We start from the raw sequence: 25,934 nt of genomic DNA on the forward strand, positions 1-25,934 counted from the left end.
GATCGTCTTCGTGCTAAATTAGAGAAAAACTTAGGTTCAATCGCAGATATGTCAAGACTTCCTGCCGCATTGTTCGTAGTAGATATCAAAGCTGAACACATCGCAATAAAAGAAGCTCAAAAATTAAACATTCCAGTTTTCGCAATGGTTGATACCAATTCTGATCCACGTGAAGTAGATTATGTTATCCCTGCAAATGATGATGCTTCTAAATCAATTGATAAAATTTTATCTTTAGTAACTACTTCTATTATTGATGGTCTTGCAAACAGAACATCTGATAAAGAAGCTGATGCTACTGAAGTTGTTGCTGAAGCTGAAACTCCAGCTGTTGAAGCTGAAGAAGCTCCTGCAACTGAAGAATAAATCAAATTTTTAAATTCCAAATTTTAAATTCCAAATTCCAAAATCAGATCTTAACCATCTGATAACGTTGGAATTTGGGATTTGAAAGTTGGAATTTTTACTTTTAACATTAAAACACAAAATATTATGGCAACAATTACTGCTGCAGACGTAAATAAATTAAGACAAACTACAGGTGCCGGAATGATGGACTGTAAAAAAGCTTTAGTTGAAGCTGATGGAGATTTCGATAAAGCTATACAAAACCTTAGAGAAAAAGGACAAAAAGTTGCTGCTAATCGTTCTGACCGTGAGTCTTCTGAAGGAGCTGCTGTTTCTTTTATTAATGCTGACAAAACTAAAGGAGCTATCATCACTTTAAACTGTGAGACAGATTTCGTAGGTAAAAACGAAGCTTTCGTAACTTTAGCTAAAGATTTAGTAGAAAGAGCTATTAACTTCTCTTCTAAAGAAGAATTCTTAGCTTCAGATTTCAACGGAATTACTGTTGCTGAAAAATTAATTGAGCAAACTGGTGTTATCGGTGAAAAAATCGAAATCGGTGGTTTTGAAATTTTAGAAGGAGCTTACGTTGGATCTTATGTTCACGTTAACAAAATTGCTGCTTTAACTGCAATTTCTGCACCAATTGCTAATGCTGACGTTTTAACTAAAGACATCTCTATGCAAGTTGCTTCTATGGGAGCTGATACATTATCTTACAAAGATTTTGATCCAGCTTTCGTTGAATCTGAACTTGCTGCTCGTATTGCTGTAATTGAAAAAGACAATGAAGAAGCAAAACGTTTAGGAAAAACTTTAAAAAATGTTCCTAAATACATTTCTTACTCTCAATTAACTCCAGAAGTTCTAAAACAAGCTGAAGAAGATGCTAAAGCTGAATTAAAAGCTGAAGGTAAACCAGAACAAATTTGGGATAAAATCATTCCAGGAAAAATCCAACGTTTCATTTCTGACAATACTACTTTAGACCAAGAAAAAGCTTTATTAGATCAAAACTTTATCAAAGACGATAGTAAAAAAGTTGGTGATTATGTTAAAGGATTCAATGTTGAAATTACAGGTTTCAAAAGAGTTACTTTAGGTTAATATAACTAAAGATTTCTATTTTAGATTTCTTCAAAATATAAAATCCCATTTCGTATAGTTCGAAATGGGATTTTTTTGTACCTTCTATTTAACTTGTTGCAAAAGTTATAAGGTAATCAAAACATAAATTTCCTTAGAAAATAGGAACCCTTTTCTGATTCAGCAAATACAACATCACACAGGCAATTTAAACGCTCTTAAACAATTTTATCCTAAGCAGATTTATTCGCGGAACACAATCCGAAAATGACCAGATTTTATAAAAAAAACAGTAGTAAGTTTTTACACTTACTACTGTTTCTGATATTTTATTTTATTTAGAATCAAATACTCAATGATGAATAATATTATTTTCCGTCATTAATTTCTACCGTTACCATTGCAGCGTTCTTCAGTTCTTCTTTTACAACCATTTTAGACAGCCTAAAAACAAGTAACGTTCCAACAATACCTAATCCAAACATAAAAATCCAATTGGACTCATATCCTGAATTTTGAATAATTTCCATACCTGATTTAGCACTTAAGATATGCGCAAAGCTATAACTCATTGTAAAAGCAGCCATATATTTTCCTTCTTGCAAATGAGATCTGTCCATTGCAAATGAGTTAGCGAATGGAAACGTCAACATTACACCACTTGTCATAAAGAACATCATAGGCACTAAAACCACCTCAAATGGCAACAATAATAACAAGAAACTAGTCGCCATAAGCAATAACCCTAAAGAAATAACCTTATGATTGTTGATTTTCTTTCTACTTACATAATTCACAATTGGAAGCTCAAAAAGCAAGATAAGTAGACCATTTAAACTTAAAAGCAATCCACTATCAAATTCAGTCATATTAAATCGCTCTTTATGGTATAAAGGCAAAGTTGTAAAAATCTGAAAGAAAAGAATTCCTGTAATTAGACAAATAACTAAATGCAACATAAAAGGACGATCCTTCATTACTGAGACTTTAGCCTTAGGCTTATCTTCTTTTTGTGTTTTAACTGGTAATTTTTTGTCTTTAACAAAAAACATAAACACAATAATTGCTAAAATACAGGTAGCACCATCAACATAAAAAATGTATTCGTACCCTAATTGCATAATGATCAAACCACCCAATACAGGTCCGAAAAGAAAACCTAAATTGATTGCAGCACGCGTTAACGAATACGCACGAGCTCTGTCTTCTTTTTTAGTAAAAGTCTTTAAACAGACTAACATTGCTGGCCTAAACATATCAGCAATACTTGTAAGTACCAAAATACCTACACAAAGTGCTTCAAATGAAGTAGCATATTGCAGCAGTATAAACACTACACCACTCGCAAATAAACTAAAAACCATGACTTTGTAAAAGCCGATTTTATCAGAAAGTTTACCGCTTAACCAGGTTCCGATAATAGAACCAATTCCAAAGAAAACCATCACCCAACCAATTTGGCTGTAAGTAAAATGTAAATTTTCTTTCATGTACTTTGAGAGGAATGGGATAACCATTGTTCCTGCTCTGTTGATAAATGTGATTAAAGTAAGAATCCAAATCTCTTTTGGAAAACCTTTAAAATTGTCGAAGTATTTTTTTATCATATTTAATTTTTTTGGGGCAAAAAATTTGTTTATAAAGGCAAAAATAGATTTTTTTTTGACTCAGGCAACAACCTAATAGTTAAAAAACACAACATTTTCCAAAAACTTTCTAAACGTTTAGTTAAGCAAAAGAAAAAGTTTACAAAAAACTTTTTTTTTAAAAAAAAACTCAAAACGAGCAAATTATTCAATTTTTAATATAGATTTGCAATCTAAGAAACCCCAAATAATATTAATATGAAAGCAAAAATCTACTATTTAATAGTATGCCTTGTTCTTTCTTTTTCTACCCAAGCGCAACTCTATGGTGGAATTGAAATAGGAAGTAAAGGAATTAAAATGACAGTCCTACAAGTAGAAAGTATTAAAAGAAATACTTATGACGTAAAAGAATTTTGGACTGAAAACGTCGGTATTGCTGCTGGAATTGGAATCGATGGATTACTACTACAAGAAGATATCGAAAAAGCAGGAGCTGTAGTTTTTAGCAATTACAAAAAGATGCTTAACGAATACAAAATTGAAGATAAGAACATCTTTATTGTAGCTTCATCTGGTGTTGGTCTTGCTAATAACACAAATGATTTGGTTGTAAAAATCAAAGATCTTACCAACAAAAAGATTGAAATTATTTCATCTTCTCTTGAGGCTAAATTGCTTTTAAGAGGATGTATTCCTCCTAAAAATTATTTAAATTCTGTGATTATTGACATAGGAGGAGGTAACACTAAAGGTGGTTATGCAAAAGACATTAACGATCAGTCAGTATTCTTCCCTATCTCATGTGATTTAGGAACTGTTACTTTGACAGAAATCATCAATAAAAAATGTAAACAAAAAACAGTTTTCGAATTCAATGAAAATCTTTTCGACTATTTACCTACAATAAGAGAGAGTTTCAAAAAAATGTACACTAGTAGAGCTGAATCACAAGATAAAAATAATGTTTACATTTCTGGAGGAGCTGCTTGGGCATTTTATACTTTATTAACTGGTGTTAAAGCTGAAGAAAACTTTACACAAGTACAATATGATGATATTTTAGCAATGAGAACTATTGCAGAAAATAACTATCAAAGGTTTGTAACCAACGCTGAAACTAATGCTGAAATGCAAAAAGTATTGAAAACATACCAACAAAAATATTTGATTGCTGCATTTAATCTTTTAGAGACTTCGCTGGAAGTTATCCCTAACATACAAAACAAAAAGATTTTCTTTGCAAAACAAGGTCAAATTGCATGGTTAGTAAGTTATGTATTTGATAGCGCTAAAGGTGTAAAACAAATATATTAATCTTAAAAGCATTTTTGCTGAAACTTAAGATATTAATCCACCAAATAGGCTAAAAAGCAGACTGTTTATAAAAAACAGTCTGCTTTTTGTTTTTAAACATACATTAAAATTTTTGAATGGTAACTCATATAATAATATTAAATGCCTTTATCAGATCCAAAAAATAGATTAATTTTGACATAGTTCCCAGTATCTCAACTTATTCAAAATGAAGAATCTCAAAGTATATTCATTCCTATTACTAGTTTTAGTTATTAGTTGTGGAAAAGATGAGCCTAAACAAAAAGCTAAGAAATCAATAAGCTCTATTCAAACTCCAAAAGCAACTGCTACACCGCCACCTCTTATAACTTCACCTATTGACACTGGATTAAATCAAGTAAAAGTAAATAATTACACTGCTAGTCATTCATCTTTGAATTCTAAAACCAGCAATAAAACCCTACCCAAAAAAACACAGCATCCAACAAACAATAATAAACCCAGCCTCATAAATAATACAATGGATTCTCCTTTACGTAACCTATTAAAGAATGGTCAAATTGGAAAATCATATACCAAAAACGAACTCATTGCGAATTTTAAATTTCCAAAAGAAGCAGTAGATTTGATTAAACATGTAACCTATATCGGCCAAAATAAATTATATTTTAAATGGGGTTCAACATGGTTTGTCGAAAAAGTTTCTGATGCTGAATTCAAAAATGACACTTTGGTTTTTGTATTCAAGCAAAACAGAACTTACGTTTCTGGTGGTGCCATAGGCATCAAATACAATAAAAAGATATATACGGAATTGATTTTAAATAATGGAGCTGCTTACATTCCTACAGTAAAGGGCTATCATTGGGACATCGGTAAATAATGGAAAAAGAAATTGAAATTAAAAGATGTGGTTGGTGCTTATCAAGTGATTTGTACAAAAAATACCATGACGAAGAATGGGGCGTACCTGTTTATGACGATCACAAATTATTCGAGTTCCTGCTATTAGAAACCTTTCAAGCTGGTTTGAGTTGGATTACCATCCTCAACAAAAGAGAAAATTTTCGCAAAGCTTTTGATAATTTCGATTATAAAAAAATAGCCAACTATTCTGAGGATAAGATCGCAGAACTATTAGAAAATCCAGGAATTATTCGCAACAAACTCAAAGTGTATTCAGCCGTTTCCAATGCACAGGCTTTTATAAAAGTACAGGACGAATTTGGAAGCTTTTCCAAATATATCTGGGGCTTCGTAGATGGAAAACCAATTAACAACAACCGAAAATCTTTAAACGAAGTGGTCGCTACTACTCCACTTTCCGATACTATCAGTAAAGATTTAAAAAAACGCGGGTTCAAATTTGTAGGTTCAACAGTCGTTTATGCGCACATGCAAGCAACCGGAATGGTCAATGATCATGTGGAATATTGCTGGAAAAAATAAATCCATAAACAGTTTAAAGTTTTTAGAATATCACAAAAACAATTCATTTTCAACAACTTTAAACTTAAAACTTCAAATTCTAAACTTTTTTTAATTACATTTGTTTAACACTTTAGGGGTGTCTGCAATCGCAGGCTGAGATTTTACCCTCGAACCTGATCTAGTTCATACTAGCGTAGGAAAAAGTAAGATGACTACTTCGCGCATATCTTTGCGTTATTGCAGCCATTCCTAAAGTATAATTACATACTAAATTAAAAAGGAATGGAACTAAAAATCAACAATCAAACGAAACAATTTACTGCTGGCAGTCTTACTGTACAAGCACTTCTTGACTTGGAAATTCCTCTTAAACAAAACGGAATCGCCCTCGCCATCAATAATACTGTAATTCCAAAATCTCACTGGAATTCACATCTCATCAAAGAAACCGACGACATTCTAATCATCTCAGCCACACAAGGAGGATGATTTACTTTTACAGTTCGCTAAAGTTCGTGTGGGCGTGACCCCATTGAGAAAAAGGGCTTACTCTTAGTACCGCTTATTCAGCCCTTTTCCTCAACGGGGTCGGGCTATCCGCGCTACTTCGGTAGCTTGCTCCTATCCCTCACGCAAAAACTGCAAAACAAGATCTTTTCATTTTCAACACAACAATGTAAAGATGCACTCGTAGAGATGCACTGCAGTGCATCTCTCCAATATCAATACAATAACTATTCAATAAAAATATTATGAACAAAGACGAAAAAATCTCAAAAACCCCCTTTCCAAATTCCAAGAAGGTCTATATCGATGGCGAAATCCATCCAATAAAAGTAGCCATGCGCGAAATTTCACTTTCTGACACCAAACTTTCCAAAGGCGGAGTAGAAAAAAATCCACCTGTAACCGTTTACGACACTTCTGGCCCCTATACCGACCCCAATATCGAAATCGACATCCGCAAAGGATTGCCACGCATCCGCGAACAATGGATTTTAGACCGCAACGATGTCGAAGAACTTACCGAAATCTCCTCCAATTACGGAAAAGAGCGTTTAAAAGATGAGAAACTGAATCACTTGCGTTTTGAATATTTGAACAAACCCATGCGTGCCAAAAAAGGAGCCAACGTAACCCAACTATATTACGCAAAACAAGGCATCATCACTCCCGAAATGGAATATATTGCGATACGTGAAAACCAACGCATCGAACAATTAAACGAACAAACCAAAGCAATGCAATGCCAACACAATGGGCATAGTTTTGGAGCTAATACACCAAAATCTAAGATCACTCCCGAATTTGTCCGCAGTGAAGTAGCCAGAGGGCGTGCTATTATTCCAAACAACATCAATCATCCAGAAAGCGAACCGATGATTGTGGGACGTAATTTCTTAGTAAAAATCAATGCCAATATTGGAAACAGTGCGGTTACTTCATCAATCGAAGAAGAAGTAGAAAAAGCAGTTTGGGCTTGCCGTTGGGGAGCGGATACGATTATGGATTTGTCTACCGGTAAAAACATTCACGAAACCAGAGAATGGATCATTCGTAATTCTCCTGTACCAATCGGAACCGTTCCGATTTATCAAGCCTTAGAAAAAGTAAACGGAATTGCCGAGGACTTAACTTGGGAAGTATTTCGCGATACGCTAATCGAACAAGCCGAACAAGGGGTTTCGTATTTTACTATTCACGCTGGAGTTTTATTACGTTATATTCATTTAACTGCTAATCGTGTTACAGGAATCGTTTCTCGAGGCGGTTCTATTATGGCAAAATGGTGTTTGTTTCATCATAAAGAAAATTTCCTTTACACGCATTTTGAAGAAATCTGCGAAATCATGAAACAGTACGATGTAGCTTTTTCTCTAGGAGATGGTTTGCGTCCGGGTTCTATCGCTGACGCCAATGATGCCGCGCAATTTGCCGAATTAGAAACTCTAGGCGAATTAACAAAAATCGCTTGGAAACACGATGTACAAGTTTTCATCGAAGGTCCCGGTCATGTCCCAATGCATATGATTAAAGAGAATATGGACAAACAATTGGAACATTGTGACGAAGCGCCATTTTATACTTTAGGACCATTAACCACAGATATTGCACCAGGTTACGACCATATTACTTCAGCGATTGGAGCGGCAATGATTGGTTGGTATGGTTGTGCAATGTTGTGTTATGTTACTCCAAAAGAACATCTTGGTTTGCCAAATAAAAAAGATGTAAAAGACGGTGTTATCACTTATAAAATTGCAGCACATGCTGCCGACTTAGCCAAAGGTCATCCAGGATCGCAATACCGCGACAATGCTTTGAGTAAAGCGCGTTTTGAATTCCGATGGGAAGACCAATTCAATTTGTCGTTAGATCCAGATACCGCAAGAGAATTTCACGATGAAACATTGCCTGCTGACGGAGCCAAAGTAGCCCATTTTTGCTCGATGTGTGGACCAAAATTCTGCTCAATGAAAATTTCTCAGGAAATACGTGACGTTGCCGAAGCCGAAAAAGGAATGCAAGAGAAATCGAATGAGTTTATAGAACAAGGTAAAGAGATTTATATTTAAAAAAATTAAGACAGTAGTATTAAGTATCAAGATTTTAAAAAGGTAATTGAACTCTTAGTACTTAATACTCCAATCTTAAAACTACAGAAAATGATAGTAATTACAAATCCAACGACGGTTCCGAACGAAATGGAAATTATCAATTCTCTTTTTGAGAATGGACTGGAATTGTTACACATTAGAAAACCTGATTTTTCAGAAATCAAAACAGCTTTATTCATTCATCAAATAAAGAAAAAGTTTCGAGCTAAATTGGTTCTGCATAATCATCATCAATTAATAGACAAATTTGAAATTACTCGTATTCATTTTTCAGAAAAAGAAAGGAAAGCAAACAAACCTAACCCGTTTTTAAAACCTGTTAGGTTTACAACATCAACACATTCAATAGAAGATTTCAATAACTTATCTGATGATTATAATTATGCTTTTTTGAGTCCAGTATTCTCATCAATTTCTAAAGAAAATTATCATCCACAAACGGATCTATTGGAAGCAGCAAAAAGTAGAACCAATTTCAAAACTAAATTGATTGCCTTAGGCGGAATTGAATCCAAAAACATCAATCAAATTCTTCAGGCTGGTTTTGACGACGTTGCCCTTTTAGGAACTATTTGGAACAGTAATAATGCTCTTGAAAATTTTAAATTATGTCAGCAAATCGTCCATTCGTATTAACAATAGCAGGTTTTGACCCATCGAGTGGAGCTGGGGTTTTGGCAGACATCAAAACCTTTGAGCAACATCAGGTGTATGGTTTTGCGATTAACACGGCCAATACCATTCAAACTGAAAATGAGTTTATCGAAGTCAAATGGACAGATTTGAATTTTGTTTTGAAATCAATTGAAAAGTTATTCAATAATTATGATATAAAAGCAGCGAAAATTGGAATTATCCCATCAATAGAATATTTGAAAGAGATTGTTTGTGCTATAAAAAACCTTTCACCAAATACAAAAATAGTTTGGGACACGGTTTTAAAATCAAGCACAGATTTCGACTTTTTGAACATTGAAAATCAAGAGACTTTAATCCAAATATTAAATAAAATTGATTTGATTACTCCAAATTACAAAGAAATTTTACAATTATCTCCGAAAGAAAACAACGCTGAAACCATAGCTATATATCTTTCTAAATATTGCTCTGTTTTGCTAAAAGGTGGTCACAACCCAACAGAAATTGGTGTTGACTATCTTTTTACTGAAAATCAAGTTCATCAATTAATTCCAAAAAATACAAAATGTTATGAAAAGCACGGTTCCGGCTGTGTATTATCATCTGCTATCACAGCCAACATTGCATTAGAATACAACTTAAAAACTGCTTGTGAAAAAGCAAAAATATATACTGAAAACTATTTATTATCTAACCCAACTAAACTAGGATTCCATTATGTATAACAAATTACAATATATCTCCCAAGGAGAAAGTGCCGAAGAACAATTATATAACATCCATCAAGCGTTAGACAATGGATGTGATTGGATTCAGATGCGATTCAAACATCAAAAACCTAAAAAAACTTTTGCTTTGGCAGAAGCCGTAAAATTTTTATGCGAAGAATATCTCGCCAATTTCATTATCAACGATGATGTTCATTTAGCCGAACAAATAGCTGCAGATGGAGTTCATTTAGGACTTTTGGACATGAGTGTTGCTGAGGCAAGGACTATTTTAGGCAAAACCAAAATCATTGGAGCCACTGCCAATACTTTTGAAAACATTGTTCAACATGTAAACAATGATTGCGATTATATTGGTCTAGGTCCTTTTCAATATACAAAAACAAAAACCAATTTAAGTCCAATACTTGGTTTCGAAGGTTATCGTAATATAATTAGCAAAATGAAAGAAGCTCAAGTTGAAATTCCTCTTTATGCAATTGGCGGAATTCAATTAGAAGATGTTGATATTCTAATGAGGACAGGAATTCATGGCATTGCGGTTTCTGGACTCGTTACAAAAAGCGACCAAAAAGAAAAACTCATTACAGAACTTAACGAAAAATTATATGGCAACGTCATTATTTAAAATAGGAGACAAAACATTAGAATCTCGTTTGTTTTTAGGAACTGGAAAATTCGGCTCTAATCAACAAATGGAAGAAGCGATTTTAGCGTCAGAATGTGAGTTGGTTACAGTGGCACTAAAACGCATCGATTTAGAAACCGAAACAGATGCAATTCTGTCACATTTGCAACATCCAAAAATCAATTTATTACCCAATACATCAGGAGCGCGAAATGCCAAAGAAGCTGTTTTTGCGGCACAATTGGCCAGAGAAGCATTAGAAACAAATTGGTTGAAACTGGAAATTCATCCCGATCCAAAATATTTAATGCCCGACCCAATTGAAACCCTGAAAGCTACAGAAGAACTTGCTAAACTAGGATTTATTGTTTTGCCTTACATTCACGCTGACCCAGTTTTGTGCAAACGTTTGGAAGATGTTGGAACATCAGCGGTGATGCCTCTTGGTTCGCCCATTGGAAGCAATAAAGGTTTAAAAACAATTGATTTTTTAGAAATAATAATTGAACAAAGCAAAGTCCCTGTTATAATTGATGCTGGAATCGGAGCACCTTCTGATGCTGCAAAAGCAATGGAATTAGGTGCAGATGCTGTTTTAGTTAACACTGCAATTGCCGTTGCAGGAAATCCAAAATTAATGGCCGAAGCTTTTAAAGAAGCGGTTATTGCAGGAAGGAAAGCTTATGAAGCCAAAGTCGGACAACAATTCAATCAAGCTATTGCTTCTAGTCCTTTGACAGCTTTTTTATATGGGTAATTATTGCCTCACGCAGATTTTGGAGATTGGGCAGATATTAAAAAATAATTTTAATTAAAAATATAAGAAAATTCATTTAATTTTAATCTCCTAATTACTAAAAGTATTAATATGAATGAAAATGAAATATCATACAAAATCAGAGGAGCAATTTTTAAAGTTTATAATACTTTAGGGCCTGGTTTATTAGAATCTGTTTATGAAAGTGCTCTTTATTATCAATTAAAAAAAGACGGATTAAATGTCATAAAACAAGTAGAACTCCCTGTAATATATGATAATACCTCTCTTGATATTTCATTTAGACTTGATTTAATTGTTGAGGACAAAGTAATAATTGAATTAAAATCCGTAGAAGAATTAAAATCTATACATTTTAAACAATTAACTACATATTTAAAATTAGCCGATAAAAAACTCGGTTTATTGGTTAATCTTAATTGTTTAAATATACTAGACAATATCCACCGAATAGTAAATAAAATATAATCTGCATGATCTGCTAAATCTGCATGAAAAAAACAAACGATGAAAACATTCAAATCGGTTTTTGAACAATACAATTGGGATAGTATCCAAACCAAAATATATCAAACTTCTGCACGAGAAGTAGAACAAGCTCTGGTCAAAAGTAAGCGAAATCTAGATGATTTTCTGGCTATGATTTCGCCTGCGGCTCAACCTTATTTGGAAGAAATGGCGCAGCAATGCCACGAATTGACTAAGAAACGCTTTGGCAAAACCATTCAAATGTATGCTCCTTTGTATTTAAGCAATGAATGCCAAAACATTTGCACCTATTGTGGTTTTAGTTTGGACAACAAAATCAAACGTAAAACCTTAACCGATTCAGAAATTAAGCAAGAAATACAAGTCTTGAAGAATAATGGCTTTGATCATGTCTTGTTGGTAACAGGCGAAGCAAATTATAGTGTGAATATCAATTACTTTTTGAATGCAATTGCACAAATCAAAAACGATTTTTCTATAATTTCTGTTGAAGTGCAACCGCTTTCTCAAGAAGAATATGAGCGTTTGCACGAAGCTGGAGTGTATTCGGTTTTGGTGTATCAGGAAACGTATCATCAGGAAGTTTACAAAAAGTATCATACCAAGGGAAAAAAATCAAACTTCGATTTTCGATTGGAAACGCCTGATAGAATTGGAAAGGCAGGATTACATAAAATAGGTATGGGAGTTTTATTAGGTTTGGAAGATTGGCGTACTGATAGTTTTTTTAACGCCTTGCACTTGGATTATTTGCAAAAAACCTATTGGCAAACCAAATACTCAGTTTCTTTTCCAAGATTGCGTCCTGCGGAAGGAATTATTGAACCCAATTTTATCATGGATGATAAAGACTTGACACAGTTGATTTGTGCCTATCGCTTATGGAATGAAGATTTGGAAATCTCGATTTCTACGCGGGAAAATGAAAATTTCAGAAACAATATCATTCCTATTGGAACAACAAGTATGAGTGCAGGTTCTAAGACCAATCCAGGCGGTTACGTTGTTGATCCACAATCATTGGAACAATTTGAAATTAGTGACGAACGTTCAGCTGCTGAAATTGCTGAAATAATAACTCAAAAAGGCTACGAACCTGTTTGGAAAGATTGGGATAGGACATTTAGTTCAAAGTCGAAAACCGAAAGTCATCAAGAGACTTCCATTGTTAATTAATACTTCTTCCTTTCAACATTATGACTTTCAAACTTTAAGACTTAATAATGAGTGTAATTCAAGAATACTTACGATATAACCGCCAAACTATATTGCCAGAAATTGGAGATGAGGGGCAAGAAAAACTAAAAAATGCCAAAGTTTTAGTTATTGGCGCAGGAGGTTTGGGGTGTCCGATTTTGCAATACATTGCTACGGCTGGTGTGGGAACTATTGGAATTGTAGATTTTGATACAATCGAAATTCATAATTTACATCGCCAAATTTTATATACAGAAAACGAAATTGGTAAATCCAAAGTTGTTGTGGCAAAATCGGTTTTAGAGAAACTGAATCCGTTAATTAGTGTTGAATCTTTTGAAGAAAAATTGAGCTCTGAAAACGCAGCTCGATTAATTCAGGGATTTGATATAGTTGTTGATGGTTCGGATAATTTCACTACTCGGTATTTGGTAAATGATACTTGCGTGACTTTGGGAAAATCACTGATTTATGGAAGTATTTTAGGTTTCGAAGGTCAGTTGGCGGTTTTTAATCATCAGGGGAGTAAAAATTTAAGAGATTTATTTCCGGAACCGCCGAATCCTAAAGATGTTCCTAGTTGTAGCCTCAATGGCGTTTTAGGAACTTTACCAGGTATGATTGGAACAATGATGGCGCACGAAACGTTGAAATTAATTATTGGACTGCCAGGTCTGAAGAATGAATTAGTTTTATTTAAGACGTTGGATTGGAGTTTTGTGAAGTTGAAGTTTTAAACTTTGAGAGTTGTAAAGGAATTGAACAGATGAAACTGATAGAACACTGGTTTACATTTTAGTTATTTATTATATTCAATTCTTTTCCAAACAACTATTGTTAAAATCTCTGGTGTTTTTTGCCCCAGATGGAAGTGAAAAGCCCGGACTGAAAAAAACTATTTTTTTCAAGGAATAAAAGAGCGACCGGCAGGAAGCTCCTTTTATGACTTTAGAAAAAAAGTTTTTTGAAGGAGGACTTGTAACGGACAGCTGGATTAGGCCCTACTTTTTATTATTTAAAATATTCATGAAATCATTTCGCTCGATTTCTACGCAACCTAAACTTTCGAGGTGTTCGTTGTAGACTTGACAATCCAATAAACGATAATTCTTTTCTTTGAGTTGTTTTGCCAAACTGATGAAAGCGACTTTGGAAGCGTTCGAGACTAATGAAAACATACTTTCGCCACAAAAAATATGCTCCAAATCAATACCATATAATCCGCCAACTAATTGACTATTTTGCCAGACTTCGACAGACTTTGCGATTCCTAATTCGTTGAGTTTGCAATAGGCTTCTATCATTTCATCAGTAATCCAGGTTCCTGTTTGTCCGTTTCGTTTTACTTGCTGGCAATTGGAAATGACGTCTCTGAAATTTTGATTGAAAGTGATTGTAAAAATGTTTCGGTTGAGGATATTTCGCATGCTTTTGGAAACAATCAAATCGTCCAGAAATAAAACCATTCTTGGGTTGGGCGCCCACCAAATAATAGGTTCACCTTCATTGAACCAAGGAAAAATTCCGCTATTGTAAGCCAGTTGCAAACGCTCTGGTGATAAATCACCACCAATAGCCAAAATCCCATCGTGATTGGCATGGGAAACTGGAGGAAAAAATATGTCTTTGGTTAAGTAATACATTTTCAATAGCAATAGCAATAACAATTTCAAAATCAATGGAAAAATCAAATTCCGAATAAAAAGAAATTCCAAATTCCAATTATAAGTTTATCGGAATTTGGAATTTAAAAATTGAAATTTATTTCTTAGAACGGCAAATCATCTGCTTCTTCTTCGTTTAAGTTTGTAGCTGGCGCAAAAGTTGCTGCAGCTGGCATTGGAGGGGCTTGCTGAGTTGGTGCTTCAGTAGCTAATCTCTCAATTCTCCAACCTTGAATGCTGTTAAAATATCTTGTTTCACCTTGTGGGTTAATCCATTCTCTTCCTCTTAAATTGATAGAAACTTTTACCGCTTCACCAATATTATAATTGCTTAGCAAATCACATTTGTCTTGAGTAAATTCAATCAAAATATGTTGTGGATATTGCTCATCAGTAGTAACAACCAATTCTCTTTTTTTGAATGCCGCACTTACTTGTTGCTCTGGATTTACAACTTTAATTTTTCCAATTACTTCCATCTTCTTTTTATTTAATTATTGTTACTTTGATTTTATTTTTTGGCTAAAAGCACTTTCCATGCCGAAATTACATCCTTGTCTAAAAGGTATTTCTTGGCTTCCAGATGCTGTTTTTCAAGGTCATCGGAGCTCAAAACTGCCTTTACAGCAAAATTTTGATTTACAAATATACTAACTTCTTCAGTAGTAGGCAAGGTTTCAATATTCCCCAACATTCCTAAATCATTTCCATCTAAAACCGGACTATTTTTGACAAAATCAGGAATGGCATCTACTCCGATTCCTAACGTTGTAAGAGGTTTTGGTACTTCAAATAACCCTTGATTGGATCTGGAATACCAATTGGCTCCTAGTCTGGAAACCAAATCTATTTTGTGCTGATCGATTGAACCATCTTCATTTAGAATTGATTTGGCAACATGAATGTACAGCACTTCGCAAAGAATTAAATTCCCAGCTCCTCCTTCTGAACCTAACGGAATTATCTGAGTGACTTTACATTCAAATTGTACTGGTGATTCCTTAACTCTAAAAGGTTTTACAACTACAGATGGCACAGGCGTTAAACCTGATTTTAGAAACTCGTCAACACCTTCGGCATATTCTGTACTCGCCAAAGAAGTTTGTTGCACGATATCATAATTCACCACATTAATTACAACTTCGCCAGTTGCTTCGGCATTGATTAATGTGTGTTTAATGGTGTTGTCTCTAACTCTTCTTGCAGGTGAAAAAATAAGTATCGGAGGATTAGAACTAAAGACATTAAAAAAACTGAAAGGCGCTAAATTTGGGATTCCATTTACACCAATTGTGCTAGCAAAAGCAATGGGTCTGGGACCAACTGCGCTTTGTAAATACCCTTGCAGTTTTACAGTTTCAATGCTTTTTGGATCAATGCTAATCATATTTTGTTATTTAGACAAAAATAATAAAATAGCAGAAAGATCATGATTATTCCACAATATATTATGAAACTTGCTGCTGTACCTAAGATAGAGAACCAACGTTGAGCACAGATAGTGCTGATTAATTATTTACTACAAATTTGCACAATTGCACATAAATAATTTGTGTAATCAATTCACGAAATTGAATTAGTGGCAATTAGTTTGCTGTTTTGACGATTTTGATCACGACACAATTCAAATTACAATATTTCGTTATATTTATGGCACAAATTTACTCTTATGAACTTCACCGAAAACAGCAATCCGATTCGCTGGATTATTATTATCATCTCTTTTACTATAATTTCCATAATCCTTTGGAATACGTATACTTTTTTTCAAATTTTCAAGAATGAAGAACGGGTAAAAATGAATCTTTGGGCAACTGCTGAAAAAACATTAATCAATGCTAAAGCGAATACCGAAGTTGATTTACCGCTACAAATTTTTAATAACAACACTACTATTCCGCTGATACTTACTGAAAATGATCAAATCATAAATTCAGTTAATGTTGACGAAGAAATTATAAAAGATAAAGTAAAAGCTGAGGAATATTTGAATGAATTGAAAAGCGAAAACGAACCCATTACCATTATTTATGCTCCTGGAAAATCACAAGAACTATATTATGGGGATTCGTCATTGATTGACAAACTCAAATATTATCCAATTGCGCTTTCGTTAATAATTATTCTCTGTGGAATTTTAATTTATAACTTTTATCTGAATCATAAAATTGCCACTCAAAACAAGTTGTGGGCTGGTATGGCCAAAGAAACTGCTCACCAAATTGGCACTCCCCTTTCTTCTTTAATTGGTTGGTTGGAAATCCTAAAACTTGAGAACATTGATAACTCGATTACTGCTGAAATCGAAAAAGATATTGAGCGTTTACAAACTATTACCGATCGTTTTTCTAAAATTGGATCCGAACCCAAACTCGAACTAAAAGATGTTATTGAGGAAACCAAACAATCCTATAATTATTTAATTTCCCGATTTTCGAACCAGATCGAATTTTCTTTTAAAGCTCCAACAAAGCCTATAAATATTCTTTTAAATCCGACTTTACACAGTTGGACAATAGAAAATCTGGTAAAAAATGCCATCGACGCAATGAAAGGAAGAGGAAAACTATCACTGATAATTGAAGAAGACAGCCGTCACATTAAAATAAATGTAATCGATACAGGTAGCGGTATTCCTAAAAAAGAATTCCAACGAATCTTTGAAACTGGTTTTACGACCAAAAAAAGAGGTTGGGGATTAGGACTCTCTTTAACAAAAAGAATTGTAGAAGAATATCACAAAGGCCACGTTAAAGTATTACATTCAGAAATGGGAAAAGGAACTACAATGCAAATTTCTTTTTTAAAAAGTTGATTTTTAACGATTTGTATAATTTTATTTGCTAATTTTAACAAATTAACTTTTAAAACAATTACTTATGGGAATTTTGTATTTTCTTTTGATTGGTGCCATTTCAGGATGGCTGGCTGGACAACTCTGGAAAGGTGGTGGCTTTGGTTTAATTGGTAATATTATCGTAGGGATAATAGGTGGTATTTTTGGAGGTTGGCTCGCTGGTAATTTAGGAATAGGTGGTGGAAGTTTGCTCTGGCAAATCATCATTGCAGCTGTAGGAGCATGGATTTTGTTATTCATAATTAGTTTATTTAAAAGATAAACTTTCGAAATAGAATAAAAAAAGGGATTTCAAATCATTTGAAATCCCTTTTTACTTTGATAACCCCAATGGTTGAAACTGCTCTTTATGATTATAATTCAAAATTTAATTTAATGGAACTCCAAGCCATGTTACTTTAGAGAACATTGTTTTTCTAACTAATTTACTTTTGCTTAGATATTCATTAACAAATTTTTCTTGCTCTTCAATTTGTTTTAGAACGTCTATTATTGACTTTTTTAATGATTTTACATTTTCAAGATTATTATTATCGAACTTCCCTATTTGATAAATTCGACTTTGACAATCCAGTATTTTTTGTTTTGGAATTGTAATCATTTCTTTAATCGTTTCATCTGGAAAAGTTGGTTTGAATTTATTATTTCTGTAGAATATAAAATCATTAAACTGCACTATGGCCTGATTATAATCATCACTAATAGCTCTCATTTTATCCATTGCTTCATTATTTTGCAAAGCATCCACTTCATTTTTTTTGAACTGAACCCTTTCCTGAATCAAAGCGTTTTTGATTCCATTATTCTGCATTCGGATTAAAGCAGTTCTTGCTTTTTCTAAATCTGACATTTTATCATATTGCTTTATTTCGGCTATAAAATCAAAATTGGGCTTACTTTTGTTTGGCTGTGTTTTTCCATCAATAAATTCTTGATTGGTAACTGTGTAATTTAGAAATTGCCAGAGATAATCAAAAGGCATGTGAGTCGCAATAAACTGACTAGGCGCCACTTTGTAATTGAGATTGTTTAGTTTTTTTACGAATTTTTTATTCTGAACATGACCAGCTCCCCAAGTAGGATCAAATAACCACCAAGTATTATCAATTTTTACAGCACACCAAGCATGAGATAGAATATCTACTTTGCCATTTTGTTTAGTATATCCGCTCACTACATAAGATTCAAATCCTACTTTTTGAGCAATATCATTAAAAACTTCAGCATAATGCATGCAAACCCCTTTCTTGGTTAGAAGCGTATTTTTTATTTTGTTTTCAGAACTTTCAGTGTCAATTGGAGAGAGAACATAATTAACATCGTATCGAATATTAGAGGCTGTCCAATAAAAAACTGCTCGGATTTTATCATTTTCAAATTTAAAATTATCCTTAATATATTGAGCAATTCCAGTAGTTGAAATAGTTAAATCAGCAGGGATTTTATCCATTTTACGATCTACCTCAGCATAAATATCTTTGGCTTGACCAAAACTCATAGTAGTAATCATTAAAAATAAAAAAACACTTTTCATCACTAAATAATTTATTTTATATCCATAAAAAAACACGAATCTTTATTTCTATTTAAAGATTCGTGTTTTTCAACCCTTATATTTTTTTACATATTTGCCTGAATACTTTTTGCCAAAGCTTCAAAATCTTCTTTTGTCATACTTACTTTTTTCCTAAAAGTCATTTCATCCATTTGATTGAAAGGAATCAAGTGAACGTGAGCATGAGGAACATCAATACCAATTACAGCAACGCCCACTCTTAAACAAGGAACTGTTTTCTCTAGTGCAATAGCCACTTTTTTAGAAAACGCCATTAATCCAAGATATAAATCATCTTCCAAATCAAAAAGTTTGTCAATTTCCTTCTTTGGAATACAAAGCGTATGCCCTTTTGCATTAGGATTTATATCCAAAAAAGCTAAGAAATTTTCATCCTCAGCCACTTTATAACATGGAATTTCTCCGTTTACAATTTTGGTAAATATTGAACTCATATTAATTTAGATTTTTGAATAAGATTAATCTGTAAACTAAAACTGTTAACTGCTTACTAAAACTACTCTCTTGAAATCTCTAAAATTTCAAATTTCAAAACTCCATTAGGCACTGTGATTTCGGCAACTTCGCCTACTTTTTTACCTAACAATCCTTTTCCGATTGGAGAAGTCACTGATATTTTACCACTTTTCAAATCGGCTTCACTTTCGGCAACCAAAGTGTATTTCATTTCCATACCATTGGTTTGATTTTTAATCTTCACTTGAGACAAAACCAAAACTTTAGATAAATCCAAATTTGACTCATCTATCAACCTTGCGTTAGCATGAATTTCTTCAAGTTTTGCGATCCTCATTTCCAGCATTCCTTGTGCTTCTTTGGCTGCGTCATACTCTGCATTTTCAGACAAATCGCCTTTATCCCTTGCATCTGCTATATCTTGCGATGCTTTTGGACGCATCACGCTTTTTAAATAATCTAATTCTTCTCTTAATTTTTTTAATCCATCTGCGGTGTAATACGATATTGCGCTCATAATTTCATCATTTATATAAAATAGAAAAAATCCCATCGGGACGGGATTTCTTTCCACAAAGATACTATAATTTTATTTTTAGTTTACAATTTAATGTTAATCATAACAAATTCAAAGTTAAATAAATTAAATTTGTTTCGCTAATACTTTGGACTTAATTTTAAATAATGAAAAAATACTTTCTTATAATTATAGTATCTCTATTTTTCGTTGGCTGTAGCGACAATGAAAACTCCAATAAAAACCCACATATTCCTAATTATAGTTTTTCTGTAGACCTTAATATGAATTTGCCGCTTTATTCAAAACTCAGGAGCGCCAGCAACGCCGTCTATTATGCAGATGCCGGTGTAAAAGGGATTATAGTCTTTAACACAGGTAGTGGTTATAATGCCTTTGATGCTGCATGTCCCAACCAGGAATTGAGCAGTTGCTCAACAATGACTATTAACGGAATCAATGCTGTATGTCCTTGCGATAGTAAGGAATATCTTTTATTCACTGGACAGCCTCTAAAATCAGATGCGACTACAACGTATCCTATGAAACAGTATAGAGTGCAAGTTAACGGAGACGTTATTCATATCTACAATTAAACTTGGGCGTGCCACCATCCTGATAAAAGGGCCAATATACTTTGCGGATATACGCCCTTTTATCAGGATGCTGTCGGGCTATCCATGCTACTTCGGTAGCTTATTTCTATCCCTCACGCATCACAACATCAGTAAACAAAAAATCCTGAGAGCCTATTTCGACTCTCAGGATTTTTTTTATTATTAATTTCAAATACTAAAATTTCAAATTCAAACCAACTAAGAAATTAGTTCCCGCTTGTGGATAATAGTAGACATAACCCCCGCCATAATCAGCTCCATTAGAAATATAATCAACATTGAATATATTGTTCACTAAAAGATTAATCGCAATTGTTTTAAAAACTGAAGTTGTTTTAATTTCATAACTAGCGTTAAAATCATTCACAAAATAATCTTTCAATTTGCCACTCTCATCATCAATATTATTCATGTATTGTTCGCTAACAAACTTAGACAACAAACTCAATTTTAATGGCGTTAATGGCGCAAAAGTCAATATATTTCCGGCAACAAAATTAGGAGAATAAGCAATATTTGTATCGCCTAAATCTACCAAACTTCCGTTGGCATCTGTCACAAAATCAATATTTTTATTATTACTCAAAGTGAAGTTTGGAGAAATACTCCATTTTTTAGCAAACTGTATCGTAGCATCTATTTCCAGCCCTAATCGATAACTGTCACCACTATTTTTACGAATCGGCGAACCCACATCATCTAATTCTCCAGTCAAAACCAATTGATCTTGATATTTCATGTAATAAACATTAGTATTCAATCGTATTTTATTAGAAATAAAACGCCAACCCAATTCAAAATCGTTTAGCTTTTCAGGTTTTGGGCTTCCATTTTCATAATCCGTTCTGTTAGGTTCACGATTGGCTCTGGCGTATGAAAAATACAAACTGTTAATCTCATTCCATTGATAGGTTATACCTGCTTTTGGATTGAAGAAATTGAAATTATCATCAACTAAACCTGTTTCGTTAGAATTGGCTTTATAAGTTACATTTCGCAATTGCAAATCGCCAAACAAACTCCATTTATCCGAAACTTTATAATTAGCTTTTGCAAAAACATTTCCATCAGTTTTGGTCGAAGAATCGTCATAATAATGATCCCCCAATTCTGATTGAGAAGCATATCTCGCCCATATTACCTTTCCGAAATGATCGCCTTCGTATTTATTCCATCCGCCACCTAAAATAACATCCCAATTATCACCTTTATAATTAGCAGAAAAAGTGGTTCCATAAAAATCATTATCCAACCATTTTTGGCGCACAAGATCAGTAGTGGTCACTGTTGGAGCAGCACTAATTGGCGCTAAACCATAATCAGCAAAATCTTGATCTTCCTGATATTCTTCGTAATATCCTTTTCCTTTGGTGTAGTGAAAAGCTAGGTTTGTACTCCATTTTTCTGAAATCTTTTCATTCCAATGCAATTGATAATGATCTTGCTGGTAATTGTCGGTTTGATTGTCGTAAAAACGAGTATTCCCAAATTCATCTGTAAACATTCCAGCTGGATTAAAAGTTCTATCATTCTCTAATGTTTCAGCATCCACTCCATACCAAGACTGATATGTTTTTTCGGTTCCACCAAAAGTCAAGGCTTTTATTAAAGTTGTTTTACCTACATAAGTTCCTTGCAGAAAATACGATTTCAAATCCGAACTTGCTCTGTCAATATAACCATCGGATTTTAATGCTGACAGACGACCAGCAATTTCAAAATGATTGTTCATCAAACCTGTGCTGAATTTCACTGTATTTTTAAACGTATTAAAACTTCCGGCAGAACTGGAAATTTCACCCGAAGCTTTATCAGAATACGAATCCGTCAACATATTCAAACTGGCACCAAAAGCTCCAGCTCCATTTGTTGAAGTTCCGACACCTCGTTGCAATTGCAAACTCTCAACCGAAGAAGCAAAATCGGGCATGTTTACCCAAAATGTTCCTTGACTTTCAGAGTCGTTGTAAGGAATTCCGTTGATCGTCACGTTTACACGAGTGGCGTCGCTTCCTCTCACGCGAATTCCGGTATAACCTACTCCATTACCAGCATCAGAAGTTGTAACAACCGACGGCAAATAATTCATTAAAACAGGAATATCCTGCCCTAAATTTCGAGGTTTTATATCCTCTTTACTCAAATTGCTAAATGTTACCGGCGTTTTTGAAGTAACCCTTATTGCCGAAACCAAAACCTCATCGAGTTGATTGACTTTGGTGGTGTCTTTCTGCTTTTCTTGGGCATTTGAAAGAAAAGAAGCTAGAAAAAAAATAGTAATTAGTGAATAATGATTGGTAAATAGTGTCAATAAGCTTTGCCTATTTACTTCTTGATTTTTGAAGCTGATCTTTGATCTTTGATTTTTGAAAAAAGTTTTCATCCGTAAATGGTTTACGAATAAAAGGGGGAATTATTCTTTTGTTAAATTAATAAATGATTGTTCTACGACAGAAACGATAGCGTGCACTCTATTTTTTTGTCGTTTATTCCCTTGGCAGCATTACCCGCCCAGGTTCTTTGGGTATGATCTCAGCTCGTTATTTAGAGCACCCCTTTGAGACAGTACAAATGTAATGTGATAAATTCCAAAAAACAAATCCCAAATTCCAAAAAAGGAATTAAAATGTATTTTGGAATTTGGAATTTGAAAAATTGAGATTTAATCCAGATTGGGTTTACTTCGTGATTGTTTAATGTCCGAAATATTTTTTTTGTCTTTAATTCGTTTTCGAATGGCAGCTTTAGGTATTTTTGTAGGTTTTCGCTCTTTTGGAACATACAAACCTCTTTTTAAAATATCCAAAAATCGTTTAGTAACAATATCTTTATTTTTGAGCTGGCTTCTATCTTCATCACAATTCAAAATCAAAACGGAATCTGAAGTTAATCTGGATTGTAAATTAGTCTCTAACAAAAGTTTTTCTTCTTCAGTAAGTACTTGAGAATTTCGCAAATCAAAAGTCAGCATCACTTTAGACGAAACTTTATTTACGTTTTGCCCACCAGCACCACTACTTCTTATTGCTTTATATTTTACCTCCGAAAGAACTTCTTGAATTTCCATTTTATGATGACTGATGCGCTTCTTTTAATAAATCGTTTACCGTTTTTACTGGATTAAAAGTAATCAGAGGCACTTCAACAAAAATAGTCAGCCATCTCGCCATAGCTCCATTCCATAATCCTGGAAGCTCATATGACTTTAAGTCAACGCCAGCATGGTTTTTATGTACAATAAAACCACTATCCGGATCAACGAATTGTTTCAAATCGAACTTTTGTTTTTGATAATTTTTCAATCCACAAACCAAATCCACTGGGTTAAAATGTGTTGAATTTGCCAATAATTCTAATTGTTCTTTATTTGTCAAATCAATTTGCGAAGTTTCGACAATTTGCAAACTCAAGTTACCATCAGTATCTCGCACCCAAAAAGGTCCTCCGCCAGCTTCTCCTTCGTTTTTCACCATTCCGCAAACTCGAATAGGCTTGTCTAATATTTCTTTTAATTTTGCTACTTGTTTTTTGATATCCAATTGATAAAAATCATCATTTAACTTAATACTCAATTGTTTTTTAAGAAAATTTGAAATATCTTTTATTTTTTCAATTGTTATTTCTTTATCATCTAAAGCGTGCAAACTCTCATAAACTTGTTGTTGAATTTCCAACAAAACGCCTGCTAATCCTTTTTTATACAAAGAAATTTGATCTACTCGGTTTTGAATCACGTTGTCGATATTTTTTACAAAAACAACATCGGCATCGATTGCATTTAAATTTTCAATCAAAGCGCCGTGTCCTCCTGGGCGGAAAAGCAATTTCCCGTTTTCATCTCGAAAAGGATTGTTTTCCAAATCTACTGCAATGGTATCTGTTTTCTTTTTTTGATTAGAATAACTTACTTCTATAACTGAATTGGTGTCTGATTCGATTTTGCTCTTTACTTTTTCGATAATTGCCTCAAACAACTGCTGATGATTTTCAGAAACTGTAAAATGCAAACTCGATTGATTGTTAGAAGCTGCATAAAGTGTACATTCTTTTAAATGCTCTTCAACCGGAGTTGCGATATTATCAGGATATTTATGAAACGGCAACGTTCCTTTTGGTTTATTGGCAAAATCAAAATAGTCAGGTGACAACATCGCTTTTATAAAATAATAATTTTTATAATCACGCACCAAAATATTAAAATTAGGATATATTTCTTTGATCGTTTTTTCTACTTCATTGAAGAAAGGAAATTTTTCCATTCCTTCGATAAATGCAGCCAATTCGGAATCATTTCGTCGCCTAATGTATACATTAATGGTTTCTTTCTGTAAATCAAATTTATTTAGAAAAGTAGCTAGAAACTTGAACATTCTTGAAGCAGCTCCAGAAGCCGGAACAAATTTTATCAGTTTTAAATCTGATTTATTAGCATCAAAAAAATCTGCTTTTTGCTGGAATTCCTCTTCGGATAATTTCAGGATTCCATCATTTAAAGTTGCTGGATTCACCAAAACAGTTTTCGGGATTCCATCTTTAAAAATGGCAAGTTGTCTTTTAATATTCTTTAATGAAATACCGTAATCATAAATCTGCAAAAAATCAGCAGTAGAAAATCCCATTTGAAATGCCAAAGACAAATCTTCGACGATTGCAACTGCTTTTTTCAAACGAGTTTCCTTGTCTCCAGAAATAGTTATAAAAGGTTTATTGTTATCAATTAAAGATTGTTTAAAAGCTTCAAAAACACTTTCTCTTCCATCTGGACTATCTCTTAAACCATCGTCTTCCCACGGCACATCGATATCTGTCAAAAAGAACAAATCGTATTGATGTGTACGAGCGGCTTTATCCAATAAAGAGTCACAATAGTTATAATACAATTCAGAGAAAACTTTAGTAACCAATAAATTCGTATCGCAAAAAAGATATTTATTAGCAACTAAAACACCTTCATTTTCAAGCTTTGTCTGTCCAACCGCGATAGGCATCATATCATCGATATCACAGATTCCGCGACCGCTGTCTAGTTTTTCTTGTAGATAGTCACGGGCAAATTCAGGAACCCAAACCGTTTTATAATATTCGGCAAGTTGTTTTGCTAAAGTAGTTTTCCCAGTAGATTCTGGACCAAAAATGGCAATTTTTATGATTGAGGCTGTGCCAGTCTTCTTGAGTTGTTTAAGATTTTCTTCCATTCTATATAACCGTAAATTGCAATAATTGTGAATACTATATATTGAAAACTGGTAAAGGTGTAACCCTTTGCGAAATAAAGTGGAATTGAAAGTAAATCTCCTACAATCCAAAAAATCCAGTTTTCAATTTTTCTTTTTGCCATTAACCACATTCCAACAAAGAAAATTGCGGTCAATAAAGTATCTAAATAAGAGTACCATGTTGTAAATTTATTAAAATAAATG

The 25,934-nt window shown here is 33.5% G+C and carries 28 protein-coding genes and 1 riboswitch; of the genes, 17 read left to right on the plus strand and 11 right to left on the minus strand.

Annotated elements, in window-relative coordinates:
- The coding region (gene rpsB / locus VLC96_RS03350) for a 30S ribosomal protein S2 (protein ID WP_325260638.1) at nt 1-366 on the plus strand (366 nt) is incomplete at its 5' end.
- Nucleotides 367-492: 126 nt separating this feature from the next.
- Nucleotides 493-1,455 carry a translation elongation factor Ts gene (gene tsf / locus VLC96_RS03355; protein WP_325260639.1) on the plus strand — a complete coding sequence of 321 codons (963 nt, stop codon included), beginning with the start codon at nt 493-495 and terminating at the stop codon, nt 1,453-1,455.
- Between the two features lie 347 nt (nt 1,456-1,802).
- On the opposite strand, the gene VLC96_RS03360 is transcribed toward tsf, so the two are convergent.
- Nucleotides 1,803-3,041 (minus strand): MFS transporter, encoded by a 1,239-nt coding sequence (locus VLC96_RS03360; RefSeq protein WP_325260640.1) that lies wholly within the window; start codon nt 3,039-3,041, stop codon nt 1,803-1,805.
- 237 nt (nt 3,042-3,278) lie between these two features.
- Here VLC96_RS03360 and VLC96_RS03365 point away from each other — a divergent pair, with 237 nt between their 5' ends.
- The 12 genes from VLC96_RS03365 to VLC96_RS03420 all read left to right on the plus strand — a co-directional run bounded on the left by VLC96_RS03365 (nt 3,279) and on the right by VLC96_RS03420 (nt 13,564).
- The gene (locus VLC96_RS03365; RefSeq protein WP_325260641.1) at nt 3,279-4,337 is read left to right on the plus strand and encodes a Ppx/GppA phosphatase family protein; all 1,059 of its coding nucleotides are present in this window, start codon (nt 3,279-3,281) and stop codon (nt 4,335-4,337) included.
- Between the two features lie 208 nt (nt 4,338-4,545).
- Entirely contained in the window at nt 4,546-5,202 is a 657-nt protein-coding gene (locus tag VLC96_RS03370) for a hypothetical protein (RefSeq protein WP_325260642.1), read from the plus strand.
- Nucleotides 5,202-5,768 carry a DNA-3-methyladenine glycosylase I gene (locus VLC96_RS03375; RefSeq protein WP_325260643.1) on the plus strand — a complete coding sequence of 189 codons (567 nt, stop codon included), beginning with the start codon at nt 5,202-5,204 and terminating at the stop codon, nt 5,766-5,768. Before VLC96_RS03370 ends, VLC96_RS03375 begins: the two co-directional genes overlap by 1 nt.
- A gap of 104 nt (nt 5,769-5,872) precedes the next feature.
- Nucleotides 5,873-5,967: riboswitch (TPP riboswitch) on the plus strand.
- A 65-nt stretch (nt 5,968-6,032) separates the two neighbouring features.
- Nucleotides 6,033-6,239 (plus strand): sulfur carrier protein ThiS, encoded by a 207-nt coding sequence (thiS, locus tag VLC96_RS03380; protein WP_325260644.1) that lies wholly within the window; start codon nt 6,033-6,035, stop codon nt 6,237-6,239.
- 263 nt (nt 6,240-6,502) lie between these two features.
- On the plus strand, nt 6,503-8,326 hold the full coding sequence (gene thiC, locus VLC96_RS03385; RefSeq protein WP_325260645.1) for a phosphomethylpyrimidine synthase ThiC: 1,824 nt from the start codon (nt 6,503-6,505) through the stop codon (nt 8,324-8,326).
- Between the two features lie 90 nt (nt 8,327-8,416).
- Nucleotides 8,417-9,004: a thiamine phosphate synthase gene (locus tag VLC96_RS03390; RefSeq protein WP_325260646.1), complete on the plus strand. Its 588-nt coding sequence runs from the start codon at nt 8,417-8,419 to the stop codon at nt 9,002-9,004.
- A complete protein-coding gene (locus VLC96_RS03395) occupies nt 8,977-9,732 on the plus strand; it encodes a hydroxymethylpyrimidine/phosphomethylpyrimidine kinase (protein ID WP_325260647.1) in 756 nt (251 codons plus the stop codon). Before VLC96_RS03390 ends, VLC96_RS03395 begins: the two co-directional genes overlap by 28 nt.
- A complete protein-coding gene (locus VLC96_RS03400; RefSeq protein WP_325260648.1) occupies nt 9,725-10,363 on the plus strand; it encodes a thiamine phosphate synthase in 639 nt (212 codons plus the stop codon). The genes VLC96_RS03395 and VLC96_RS03400 overlap by 8 nt, the downstream gene beginning before the upstream one ends.
- A complete protein-coding gene (locus VLC96_RS03405; protein WP_325260649.1) occupies nt 10,344-11,120 on the plus strand; it encodes a thiazole synthase in 777 nt (258 codons plus the stop codon). The genes VLC96_RS03400 and VLC96_RS03405 overlap by 20 nt, the downstream gene beginning before the upstream one ends.
- 111 nt (nt 11,121-11,231) lie before the next feature.
- Nucleotides 11,232-11,609 (plus strand): GxxExxY protein, encoded by a 378-nt coding sequence (locus VLC96_RS03410; RefSeq protein WP_325260650.1) that lies wholly within the window; start codon nt 11,232-11,234, stop codon nt 11,607-11,609.
- A gap of 39 nt (nt 11,610-11,648) precedes the next feature.
- A complete protein-coding gene (gene thiH, locus VLC96_RS03415; protein WP_325260651.1) occupies nt 11,649-12,806 on the plus strand; it encodes a 2-iminoacetate synthase ThiH in 1,158 nt (385 codons plus the stop codon).
- Between the two features lie 47 nt (nt 12,807-12,853).
- Nucleotides 12,854-13,564, plus strand: coding sequence for a HesA/MoeB/ThiF family protein (locus VLC96_RS03420; RefSeq protein WP_325260652.1), 711 nt, complete (start codon nt 12,854-12,856; stop codon nt 13,562-13,564).
- A 264-nt stretch (nt 13,565-13,828) separates the two neighbouring features.
- On the opposite strand, the gene aat is transcribed toward VLC96_RS03420, so the two are convergent.
- The 3 genes from aat to VLC96_RS03435 form a co-directional block, all read right to left on the minus strand.
- A complete protein-coding gene (aat, locus tag VLC96_RS03425; protein WP_325260653.1) occupies nt 13,829-14,470 on the minus strand; it encodes a leucyl/phenylalanyl-tRNA--protein transferase in 642 nt (213 codons plus the stop codon).
- A 125-nt stretch (nt 14,471-14,595) separates the two neighbouring features.
- Nucleotides 14,596-14,970: a DUF3127 domain-containing protein gene (locus tag VLC96_RS03430; RefSeq protein ID WP_325260654.1), complete on the minus strand. Its 375-nt coding sequence runs from the start codon at nt 14,968-14,970 to the stop codon at nt 14,596-14,598.
- Nucleotides 14,971-15,002: 32 nt separating this feature from the next.
- Nucleotides 15,003-15,878: a flavin reductase family protein gene (locus tag VLC96_RS03435; protein WP_325260655.1), complete on the minus strand. Its 876-nt coding sequence runs from the start codon at nt 15,876-15,878 to the stop codon at nt 15,003-15,005.
- Nucleotides 15,879-16,160: 282 nt separating this feature from the next.
- Here VLC96_RS03435 and VLC96_RS03440 point away from each other — a divergent pair, with 282 nt between their 5' ends.
- Both VLC96_RS03440 and VLC96_RS03445 read left to right on the plus strand, forming a co-directional pair.
- Nucleotides 16,161-17,306 carry a sensor histidine kinase gene (locus VLC96_RS03440; RefSeq protein ID WP_325260656.1) on the plus strand — a complete coding sequence of 382 codons (1,146 nt, stop codon included), beginning with the start codon at nt 16,161-16,163 and terminating at the stop codon, nt 17,304-17,306.
- 64 nt (nt 17,307-17,370) lie between these two features.
- A complete protein-coding gene (locus VLC96_RS03445; RefSeq protein ID WP_325260657.1) occupies nt 17,371-17,610 on the plus strand; it encodes a GlsB/YeaQ/YmgE family stress response membrane protein in 240 nt (79 codons plus the stop codon).
- Nucleotides 17,611-17,715: 105 nt separating this feature from the next.
- Here VLC96_RS03445 and VLC96_RS03450 read toward each other — a convergent pair whose 3' ends face one another.
- The 3 genes from VLC96_RS03450 to greA all read right to left on the minus strand — a co-directional run bounded on the left by VLC96_RS03450 (nt 17,716) and on the right by greA (nt 19,897).
- The gene (locus VLC96_RS03450) at nt 17,716-18,882 is read right to left on the minus strand and encodes a transglutaminase domain-containing protein (RefSeq protein ID WP_325260658.1); all 1,167 of its coding nucleotides are present in this window, start codon (nt 18,880-18,882) and stop codon (nt 17,716-17,718) included.
- Nucleotides 18,883-18,968: 86 nt separating this feature from the next.
- On the minus strand, nt 18,969-19,358 hold the full coding sequence (locus VLC96_RS03455; RefSeq protein ID WP_325260659.1) for an HIT family protein: 390 nt from the start codon (nt 19,356-19,358) through the stop codon (nt 18,969-18,971).
- Nucleotides 19,359-19,420: 62 nt separating this feature from the next.
- Nucleotides 19,421-19,897, minus strand: a complete 477-nt coding sequence (gene greA, locus VLC96_RS03460) for a transcription elongation factor GreA (protein ID WP_325260660.1) — start codon at nt 19,895-19,897, stop codon at nt 19,421-19,423.
- Nucleotides 19,898-20,181: 284 nt separating this feature from the next.
- On the opposite strand from greA, the gene VLC96_RS03465 reads away from it, so the two are divergent.
- Nucleotides 20,182-20,493, plus strand: coding sequence for a Rieske (2Fe-2S) protein (locus tag VLC96_RS03465; RefSeq protein WP_325260661.1), 312 nt, complete (start codon nt 20,182-20,184; stop codon nt 20,491-20,493).
- 196 nt (nt 20,494-20,689) lie between these two features.
- On the opposite strand, the gene VLC96_RS03470 is transcribed toward VLC96_RS03465, so the two are convergent.
- From VLC96_RS03470 to pnuC, 4 genes are all read right to left on the minus strand, one after another.
- On the minus strand, nt 20,690-22,897 hold the full coding sequence (locus VLC96_RS03470) for a TonB-dependent receptor (RefSeq protein ID WP_325260662.1): 2,208 nt from the start codon (nt 22,895-22,897) through the stop codon (nt 20,690-20,692).
- A gap of 279 nt (nt 22,898-23,176) precedes the next feature.
- Nucleotides 23,177-23,581: an alternative ribosome rescue aminoacyl-tRNA hydrolase ArfB gene (gene arfB, locus VLC96_RS03475; RefSeq protein ID WP_325260663.1), complete on the minus strand. Its 405-nt coding sequence runs from the start codon at nt 23,579-23,581 to the stop codon at nt 23,177-23,179.
- A gap of 1 nt (nt 23,582) precedes the next feature.
- Nucleotides 23,583-25,709 (minus strand): DUF4301 family protein, encoded by a 2,127-nt coding sequence (locus VLC96_RS03480; protein ID WP_325260664.1) that lies wholly within the window; start codon nt 25,707-25,709, stop codon nt 23,583-23,585.
- Nucleotides 25,658-25,934: nicotinamide riboside transporter PnuC (gene pnuC / locus VLC96_RS03485; RefSeq protein ID WP_325260665.1), on the minus strand; the 277-nt coding region annotated here is incomplete at its 5' end. The genes VLC96_RS03480 and pnuC, both read right to left, overlap by 52 nt.

Origin of the sequence: Flavobacterium sp., assembly GCF_035456085.1 — a bacterium.
Lineage (GTDB): Bacteria > Bacteroidota > Bacteroidia > Flavobacteriales > Flavobacteriaceae > Flavobacterium.

Excerpts from the sequence above, each read along its gene's own strand:
- tsf (WP_325260639.1), top strand. The coding sequence starts at position 493 with ATGGCAACAATTACTGCTGCAGACGTAAATAAATTAAGACAAACTACA.
- VLC96_RS03360 (WP_325260640.1), bottom strand. The coding sequence starts at position 3,041 with ATGATAAAAAAATACTTCGACAATTTTAAAGGTTTTCCAAAAGAGATT.
- VLC96_RS03365 (WP_325260641.1), top strand. The coding sequence starts at position 3,279 with ATGAAAGCAAAAATCTACTATTTAATAGTATGCCTTGTTCTTTCTTTT.
- VLC96_RS03370 (WP_325260642.1), top strand. The coding sequence starts at position 4,546 with ATGAAGAATCTCAAAGTATATTCATTCCTATTACTAGTTTTAGTTATT.
- VLC96_RS03375 (WP_325260643.1), top strand. The coding sequence starts at position 5,202 with ATGGAAAAAGAAATTGAAATTAAAAGATGTGGTTGGTGCTTATCAAGT.
- thiS (WP_325260644.1), top strand. The coding sequence starts at position 6,033 with ATGGAACTAAAAATCAACAATCAAACGAAACAATTTACTGCTGGCAGT.
- thiC (WP_325260645.1), top strand. The coding sequence starts at position 6,503 with ATGAACAAAGACGAAAAAATCTCAAAAACCCCCTTTCCAAATTCCAAG.
- VLC96_RS03390 (WP_325260646.1), top strand. The coding sequence starts at position 8,417 with ATGATAGTAATTACAAATCCAACGACGGTTCCGAACGAAATGGAAATT.
- VLC96_RS03395 (WP_325260647.1), top strand. The coding sequence starts at position 8,977 with ATGTCAGCAAATCGTCCATTCGTATTAACAATAGCAGGTTTTGACCCA.
- VLC96_RS03400 (WP_325260648.1), top strand. The coding sequence starts at position 9,725 with ATGTATAACAAATTACAATATATCTCCCAAGGAGAAAGTGCCGAAGAA.
- VLC96_RS03405 (WP_325260649.1), top strand. The coding sequence starts at position 10,344 with ATGGCAACGTCATTATTTAAAATAGGAGACAAAACATTAGAATCTCGT.
- VLC96_RS03410 (WP_325260650.1), top strand. The coding sequence starts at position 11,232 with ATGAATGAAAATGAAATATCATACAAAATCAGAGGAGCAATTTTTAAA.
- thiH (WP_325260651.1), top strand. The coding sequence starts at position 11,649 with ATGAAAACATTCAAATCGGTTTTTGAACAATACAATTGGGATAGTATC.
- VLC96_RS03420 (WP_325260652.1), top strand. The coding sequence starts at position 12,854 with ATGAGTGTAATTCAAGAATACTTACGATATAACCGCCAAACTATATTG.
- aat (WP_325260653.1), bottom strand. The coding sequence starts at position 14,470 with ATGTATTACTTAACCAAAGACATATTTTTTCCTCCAGTTTCCCATGCC.
- VLC96_RS03430 (WP_325260654.1), bottom strand. The coding sequence starts at position 14,970 with ATGGAAGTAATTGGAAAAATTAAAGTTGTAAATCCAGAGCAACAAGTA.
- VLC96_RS03435 (WP_325260655.1), bottom strand. The coding sequence starts at position 15,878 with ATGATTAGCATTGATCCAAAAAGCATTGAAACTGTAAAACTGCAAGGG.
- VLC96_RS03440 (WP_325260656.1), top strand. The coding sequence starts at position 16,161 with ATGAACTTCACCGAAAACAGCAATCCGATTCGCTGGATTATTATTATC.
- VLC96_RS03445 (WP_325260657.1), top strand. The coding sequence starts at position 17,371 with ATGGGAATTTTGTATTTTCTTTTGATTGGTGCCATTTCAGGATGGCTG.
- VLC96_RS03450 (WP_325260658.1), bottom strand. The coding sequence starts at position 18,882 with ATGAAAAGTGTTTTTTTATTTTTAATGATTACTACTATGAGTTTTGGT.
- VLC96_RS03455 (WP_325260659.1), bottom strand. The coding sequence starts at position 19,358 with ATGAGTTCAATATTTACCAAAATTGTAAACGGAGAAATTCCATGTTAT.
- greA (WP_325260660.1), bottom strand. The coding sequence starts at position 19,897 with ATGAGCGCAATATCGTATTACACCGCAGATGGATTAAAAAAATTAAGA.
- VLC96_RS03465 (WP_325260661.1), top strand. The coding sequence starts at position 20,182 with ATGAATTTGCCGCTTTATTCAAAACTCAGGAGCGCCAGCAACGCCGTC.
- VLC96_RS03470 (WP_325260662.1), bottom strand. The coding sequence starts at position 22,897 with ATGAAAACTTTTTTCAAAAATCAAAGATCAAAGATCAGCTTCAAAAAT.
- arfB (WP_325260663.1), bottom strand. The coding sequence starts at position 23,581 with ATGGAAATTCAAGAAGTTCTTTCGGAGGTAAAATATAAAGCAATAAGA.
- VLC96_RS03480 (WP_325260664.1), bottom strand. The coding sequence starts at position 25,709 with ATGGAAGAAAATCTTAAACAACTCAAGAAGACTGGCACAGCCTCAATC.